This is a genomic window from Alcanivorax sp., from assembly GCF_014762765.1.
Taxonomy (GTDB): domain Bacteria; phylum Pseudomonadota; class Gammaproteobacteria; order Pseudomonadales; family Alcanivoracaceae; genus Alcanivorax.
In genome coordinates this window covers 24204-31352 of sequence record NZ_JABURH010000079.1, presented here as the reverse complement: position 1 = coordinate 31352, position 7149 = coordinate 24204, and the positions used below count along the sequence as shown (strand labels likewise).

The 7149-nt window shown below is 58.8% G+C and carries 3 protein-coding genes; 1 reads left to right on the top strand and 2 read right to left on the bottom strand.

Going from position 1 to position 7149, the window contains the following annotated elements:
- Window positions 1-1970: methionine--tRNA ligase (metG, locus tag HUJ17_RS03710; RefSeq protein WP_290509405.1), on the bottom strand; the 1970-nt coding region annotated here is incomplete at its 3' end.
- Window positions 1971-2215: 245 nt separating this feature from the next.
- Here metG and HUJ17_RS03705 point away from each other — a divergent pair.
- A complete protein-coding gene (locus HUJ17_RS03705; RefSeq protein ID WP_290509404.1) occupies window positions 2216-4303 on the top strand; it encodes an ATP-binding protein in 2088 nt (695 codons plus the stop codon).
- Here HUJ17_RS03705 and HUJ17_RS03700 read toward each other — a convergent pair.
- Complete coding sequence (locus tag HUJ17_RS03700; protein ID WP_290509403.1) at window positions 4270-7068, bottom strand: hybrid sensor histidine kinase/response regulator; 2799 nt, start codon at window positions 7066-7068, stop codon at window positions 4270-4272. The two genes, HUJ17_RS03705 and HUJ17_RS03700, sit on opposite strands and share 34 nt — an antisense overlap.
- Window positions 7069-7149: the final 81 nt, after the last annotated feature.

Below are 7149 nucleotides of genomic sequence, written 5' to 3'. Positions count from 1 at the left end.
CCGGGGCCGGCGGCCAGCACCATGCCTTCGGAGACGCCGAATTTCATCTTGCGCGGGGCCAGGTTGGCCACCAGCACCACCAGTTTGCCTTCCAGCTCTTCCGGGCTGTATTTGGCTTTGATGCCGGCAAACACATTGCGCTCGCCCAGTTCGCCCACGTCCAGGGTGAGCTGCAGCAACTTGTCGGCGCCTTCCACATGGGCAGCCTTGGCCACGCGGGCCACGCGCAGTTTCACCTTGAGAAAGTCATCGATGCTGATGGTGTCGTCTGCCACGTCGTCCACCTGTTTCGGTTCGCTTTTCTTGCCGGCGGGTTTGGCCGCGGGCACGTCTTCTTTCGAGGCGTTGAGCATGGCCTCGATCTGCGCCATGTCGATGCGGTTCAGCAGCGGCTTGAACTTGGCGATCTCGTGGCCCAGCAGCAGGGTGTCACTGTCTTTCCAGGTCAGCGGCGCCACCTGCAGGAAGGCTTCTGCCCGTTCGGCCAGGGCCGGCAGTACCGGCTTCAGGTAGATCACCAGCAGACGGAACACGTTGATGGCGGTGGTGCAGATGGCCAGCACTTCCTGTTCCTTGCCGTCTTCTTTGGCCAGGGTCCAGGGCGCCTTGTCGGCAATGTAGCCGTTGGCGTGATCCGCCAGGGCCATGATTTCGCGCATGGCCTTGCCGAATTCGCGCTTTTCGTAGAACTCGGCCAGGCGCGGGGCGGCTTCCTGTACTTCGCGAACCAGCAGCGGGTTGTCCAGCTCGTCACTGAGGGTGCCGCCGAATTTCTTCACGAAGTTGCCGGTGCGGCTGGCGATGTTCACCAGCTTGCCCACCAGGTCGGAGTTTACCCGCTGGGCGAAGTCTTCCAGGTTCAGGTCGAAATCATCCACCCGGCTGGAAAGCTTGGCGGCGAAGTAGTAGCGCAGGTATTCCGGCCCCAGGTGATCCAGGTAGGTGCGCGCCTTGATAAAGGTGCCACGGGACTTGGACATCTTGGCGCCGTTCACGGTAACAAAGCCGTGGCTGTAGATAGCGGTGGGCTTGCGCAGGCCGGCACCATCCAGCATGGCGGGCCAGAACAGGCCGTGGAAGTTGATGATGTCCTTGCCGATGAAGTGGTACAGCTCGGCGGTGGATTCCTTGCCCCAGTAGTCGTCGAAGCTCAGCCCTTCGCGGTCGCAGTAGTTCTGGAAGCTGGCCATGTAGCCGATGGGGGCGTCCAGCCAGACGTAGAAGTACTTGCCCGGGTAGCCGGGGATTTCGAAACCGAAGTAGGGGGCTTCGCGGGAAATATCCCAGGGCTGCAGGTCTTCGATCCATTCCTGCAGCTTGTTGGCCACCTGCTCCTGCAGCGCGCCGGAGCGGGTCCACTCGCGCAGCAGGGGCTCGAATTTGGGCAGGTCGAAGAACAGCTGGGTGGTTTCCTTTTCCACCGGGGTGGCGCCACTGACAGAGGAGTAGGGATTGATCAGCTCCGCCGGGGTGTAGGTGGCGCCGCACACTTCACAGTTGTCGCCGTACTGGTCTTCGGATTTGCACTTGGGGCAGGTGCCCTTGACGAAACGGTCCGCCAGGAACATGCCTTTCTGCGGGTCGTAGAGCTGGGTAATGGTCTTCTCGACGATATAGCCGGCGTCTTTGTTGCGCTGGAACACCATTTCCGACAGGGCACGGTTTTCCGGGCTGTGGGTGCTGTAGTAGTTATCGAACCGGATCTGGAAGTCGGCGAAGTCCTTCTCATGGTCCGCTTTCACTTGCGCAATTTGTTGCTCCGGGGTGATGCCGTTTTCTTCGGCCTTGAGCATGATGGCGGTGCCGTGGGCATCATCCGCGCACACATAGGTGCACTGCTCGCCGCGCAGTTTCTGGAAGCGTACCCAGATGTCGGTCTGGATGTATTCCAGCAGGTGGCCCAGGTGAATGGGGCCATTGGCGTAGGGAAGGGCACTGGTCACCAGGATTTTGCGGGGCGTGTCACTCATGGGGTCGACGTCGTCATTCCGGAAAAAGGGTGGCCTATGATACGGGGGCGGCGGGGCTTTTTCATCCTGTGGGTGAACGGCTGTGCGGGATCTCCCACCGTTGATACTGGCAGGGGCCCGCTTTAGCGAATCTTGTGCTAGGGTTTCGGCTCAAAACTATTCTTTCAAGCAAGTGATTCCGGGGGCTCACGCAGTCTATGGGCGGCCTTTTTGTCGTTCGGCTACCCGGTCAGGGGAAGGTATCAATGTCACTGAGAGTGCGCATCCGGTGGTTGCTGGTGATTTCTGCGGCGTGTTGTGTCGCATTGGCCACCGTGGCGTTGTATTGGGTGAACCTGTCGCTGGTGGATACCCTCACCGAGCGTAACGCCGAACGGGAACTGGAAAAGGTGGAAGCCACCTTCCTGGATCAGCTGTCTATCCTGCGGGTGCGGGCCCAGGACTGGAGCCAGCAGCCGGACAACCCGCCTACCAATCAGGGTGGGTTGGGGTATCTGGATCTGATGATGGAGCTGCGTGGCAGCTCGGTGGTGTGGAATAACGGTGCTGATGAGGTCTCTTCTCCGGTGTTTGCCACCCTGGCGGAGCGCTTTGACGAACAGGGCTGCATGCCGATCTGGGGGGTGGTGAAGGTGGAGGGCCGCCCCCTGTTGTTCAGCACGGCGGTTGAGGTGGGCTGCCAGGCCTACCTGTTGGGGGTATGGCTGGACAGTGACTGGATGAGCTACCTGTCAGACAGGGTGGGGCATGCGCTGTATGTCCGCGAGGTACCGGAGTCACTACCCCCGCAGCGTGGCCTTACCGTGGCTGAGAGTGACCAGTTGCTCGGGCGTTTCCCGGTGCCGGATTTTCTTGGCGGCAACCCGCTGGAAGTGGTGGTGGAGCTGCCTCGCGATGGCTATAAATCCCTGAATCTGTCGGTGCTGGTGATCGGGTTGATCATGGCGGTGCTGGCCGGGCTTACCGTGCTGGTGATCAACTACCGGATTCAGCCGATGTTGTTCGGGCGCTTGAACCTGGTGCATAACGCGGTGCGTTCCATTGCGCGAGGCGGGGCGCTGGATCAGCGGGTGCCGGTGCTGGGTAATGATGAAATCGGCGCTCTGGCGGAAGACTTCAATGCCATGGTGGACAGCATTAATCACGCCCAGACACAGTTGGCGGATGCCCGCCGTCAGGCGGAGGAGGCTAGCCAGACCAAGAGCCAGTTTCTGGCCAATATCAGCCATGAAATCCGTACCCCGATGACTGCGATTCTCGGTTATACCGAGCTGCTGCGTGATGGCTCCCTGAGCCATGCGGACCAGAGTCGTTATCTCTCTATCATCCAACATAACGGCGACGCCCTGCTGGCGCTGATCAATGATGTGCTGGATCTGTCGCGGATCGAGGCGGGGCAGCTGCATAACGAGCAGCGTCTATTCTCTGTGACGGAACTGCTGGATGAGGTGGTCGACAGTTTGAAGTTGAGGGCATCGGAAAAGCAGATCGACCTTGAGTTGTCCTATGTGTCCGAGATGCCGGCTACGGTCAGTGGCGATGCCTTTCGCTTGCGCCAGATTTTGGTGAATCTGGTGGGCAATGCGGTCAAGTTTACTGAGGAAGGGCTGGTGCGGGTCCGTGCTGGCTGGTCCGATGCGGAACAACAGCTGCAGGTATCTGTGGAAGATACCGGCATCGGCATCAGCGAAAGCGAATTGCAGAAGATTTTTCAGCCGTTTTCCCAGGCGGATGCCTCCCATTCCCGCCGTTATACCGGTACCGGGCTGGGCCTGAGTATTGCCCGGCAGTTGGCTCGTTCCCAGGGGGGCGATATCACCGTATTCAGCGAGCTCAACAAGGGCAGCAGTTTTGCCCTGAATCTGCCCTTGTCTCTGGCCTGTGAAGTAGGTGCCAGCGTGGCCGGGGAGCCTTTACCCGAGCTGGCAGGCAGTGCCATGGCCCTGAATGGCCGCGCTTTGCTGGTGGAAGACAATACCGTGAACCGGTTGTTTGTGCGCAAGGTACTGGAAAAAGCCGGCATGCAGGTGGTGGAAGCCGAGGATGGCCGGGAGGCCTGCCGGCACTATGGTCAGGACAGCTTTGAGCTGGTGGTGCTGGACATGCAGATGCCGGTGATGGACGGCTACGAAACCGCTCGGGCCCTGCGCGACCGTGGCTTTAGCGGCCCGATACTGGCGCTGACGGCCAATGTGCTGGCGGTGGACCGCCAGCGCTGTCTGGATGCTGGTTGCGATGCCTTCCTGGGCAAGCCGATCCGGGTCAAGCAACTGCTTACCGTGTGTGCCGGCCTGCTGGCTCAGCCGGAAATCCCGGAGGGGCTGGAGACCTGACTGCGGCCAAGGGCTTCGCGGACCTGCTGCTGTGAAACCGGCTTGCTCAGATAGTCGTCCACGCCGGCGTCGCGGGCTTTCTGTACATAATCACCGGTGGCATGGGCTGACAGGGCAATGATCCAGCAGTGGTGGTGGGCAGTGGACGCCTGCTCCAGAGTTCGGATTTCACCTGTGGCCTGGTAGCCGTCCATCACCGGCATTTCGCAGTCCATGAAGATGATGTCCCAGTAACCGGGTTGCTCGCGGACCAGTTCCAGAGCCTGCTCGCCATCGTTCACCAGAGTGGCATGGATACCCAGGGATTTGAGAATGCTGTCGATCACCAGCTGATTGACCGGGTTGTCTTCGGCCACGATCACGTTCAGGGCGTTGCCCTTGTCCAGCACGATGGTGGGTTCTTCTGCGGCCTGCTGGGCAAGGTGCTCATCATGGCCGGTGAGCAGGCTGCGCTTGAGGGCCTGGCAGGAGAACGGTGTTTCTATCAACAGCAGGTCTTCAGGCAAATTATCGCTAAGCGGCTTACCGGTGGGGTGCAGCAACACCAGTACCGGGTTACTGAAGTGCTGTCTCAGTCGTTGCACATATTGCGGGTTTTCCATTACCGCATGCTCGGCAATCACAAAGTCCACCGGCCGTGACGGATTGGCCGGATCCAGGGCGCTTTCCACATCGCGGTATTCCAGGGTCTTTGCTCCCCAGCGCGTGAGAATTTGCGACAGGCTGAGCAGTTGGGCCGGGGTGTTCGAAATCAGCAGGGCGCTGCGATTCTTCAGCACCGGTTTGCTCTGCGGTTTTTCCACTTCCACCGGCAGAGACAACCAGAAGGTAGCGCCACGTCCCAGCGAGCTGGAAACGCCGATATCGCCATTGAGCAGTTCGATCAGGCGTTTGCAGATCACCAGCCCGAGACCGGCGCCGGTATGCTTGCCCTTGCCGGACAGTTCGTGGAATGCCTGGAACAGACTGTTCTGTTGCCCTTCATCCAGCCCCACACCGGTATCCACCACTTCGAACATCAGCACGCACAGATTATTTTCGTTTACCGGTTGTTTCACTGTGACATGCAACGAGATATTGCCCCGTTCGGTAAACTTGAAGGCATTGCTGAGCAGATTGGTAATGATCTGCTTGAGACGGATCGGATCGGTCTTGATGCGTTCCGGTACGCGGCTGTCGATATGGATGTACAGCGGTAGCTGTTTCTCGCTGGAGCGCAGGGCAAACAGACGCACACAGTCGTCGACAATGCTTTCCAGTTGCACGCTCTGGTAATCCAGCTCCAGCTTGCCGGATTCGATCTTGGAGTAATCGAGAATGTCATTGATGACGGTGAGCAGGGACTGGGTGGACTGGTAAATGGTGCCTACATACTGTGCCTGCTGCTGGGTCATGGAGGTGCGACGCAGCAGATCGGTCATGCCCATGATGCCATTCATGGGGGTGCGGATTTCATGACTCATGGTGGCCAGGAATTCGCTCTTGGCATGGTTGCGGGCGCCGGCCTTGAAGGCTTCCATTTCCGCAATCGCTTTTTCGCGAATGGAATCGGAATGGGCTTCCTTGAGTCGGCTGATGCGCCGGGCCAGCGCCAGTGATAACAGAATGACTTCCAGGAATACACCGGTCTGTACCAGGTTTTCCGTGAGGCTGGTGCGTGGCAGTACGCCGTATTTGTTCAGCGCCATGGCCGCTACACCGGTGATGAAGCAGGCCCAGGCGACGGTGAAAATACGGGCATCAGGATCGCCGGCACGGGTACGAATCACACCTACCACCAGGATGCTGAAATCCATCACCAGAATGGCGCTGACAGAAATCGGAATCAGGAAATCGCGGCTGGAAAAGGGGGCAGCGAGGAAAAGTAATGTTCCCATGATCACCAGACCTTTCAGCCATACTGCCAGCCGTGGTGCTTTTTCCCGCAGCGACAGAAAGTGCAGGGTAAACAGAGGAGGCAACAGCACGATCAAGGGGAGCAGATAGTGAATGATGTACTGGCTGACAAGCGGGGAGTGTGGCCACAGGTAGCGGTGGGCGTAGCCGTGAAGTACCGCCAGGAACAGGGTGACCACCGCCGACCAGCACACATATAGCAGGTAGACCTTTTCGCGAATGGAGAAGAACAACGACAGGTTATAGAGAATCATCACCAGCATGCCGCCGAAAAAGATTCCCTGAACAATGGTCTGGTTCTGTGCAGAGCGGGCGAACTGTTCGTGGGACAGCAACCGCATCGGTAACTGGATACTGTGAGGGGATGTTACCTTGAGATAAAAAGTGCTGTTCTTGCCGCTGGGCAGAGAGAGCGGAAATGCCGGGGTGGGATAGTTGCCCGGACGCACGGCAAAATCCCGGTCCATGCCTGCCTGGAAATGGCTGATCAGGTTACCGCCGGCATCCAGCTGGTAGACGTCCAGTTCGCCAAGCATGGCGTAATCAACCAGCAGTTCCCAGTCGATGTGTCGTGGGTTCTGGTTACGCACGGCAAATCGAAACCAGCAATGCTGTTTGGTAAATCCAAGATTGGGCATTTCGCCGTGGCTGGATCGCCAGGGCAGAGTCGGGTGTTTCTGCAGGGCATTAATGGTCGGCGACTGTTCCGCAGGGGTACAGAAGTAATCCAGCCCTTGATAGGGGTGTAGTTCTTCCTGCTTTTCGCCAATAATCTGCAGCTCGGGACCGTTGGCCCAGACGGCTGACGTCAGCCCGAGTGAGAGAAAGGCAACAAGCAGAATAAAGGCAGTTTTCGCATCCTTGAGCAACGTTTTTATTCCTGACAGAGGGTGCCGTTTATTTAGGGCCCGGACGAGTGACCATGAGGCTGCCTGCACCGCGTATCCGTG

Excerpts from the sequence above, each read along its gene's own strand:
- HUJ17_RS03705 (WP_290509404.1), top strand. The coding sequence starts at position 2,216 with ATGTCACTGAGAGTGCGCATCCGGTGGTTGCTGGTGATTTCTGCGGCG.